The sequence below is a fragment of the Virgibacillus sp. 7505 genome (assembly GCF_002272135.1).
Classification (GTDB): domain Bacteria; phylum Bacillota; class Bacilli; order Bacillales; family Amphibacillaceae; genus Terribacillus.
In genome coordinates this window covers 1-222 of sequence record NZ_NPBF01000393.1, presented here as the reverse complement: position 1 = coordinate 222, position 222 = coordinate 1, and the positions used below count along the sequence as shown (strand labels likewise).

Genomic DNA, 222 nt, shown 5'->3' with positions numbered 1-222 from the left:
TCGGCAAGATGCTTGCACCGTTTTCCGTCAAAAGGATCGCCAATGTTTGGCCTTGTGGCTCTTCCAGAAACTTCAATAAACTATTTGCAGCGCTGGCGGTCATTTTGTCCACGTGGGAGATAATATACACTTTTGCAGCAGACTCCATGCCCCTGTACGTAAATTCTTTTTGTAAGTATTCGATCTGTTCTTTTTTAATCGATTGTCCGTCCGGTCCGACTT

General features: G+C 44.6%; 1 pseudogene. It reads right to left on the bottom strand.

Annotation, left to right across the window (positions count from 1 at the left end):
- A pseudogene (locus CHH91_RS19485) lies at window positions 1-222 on the bottom strand (DNA polymerase III subunit delta'); the annotation flags it as partial.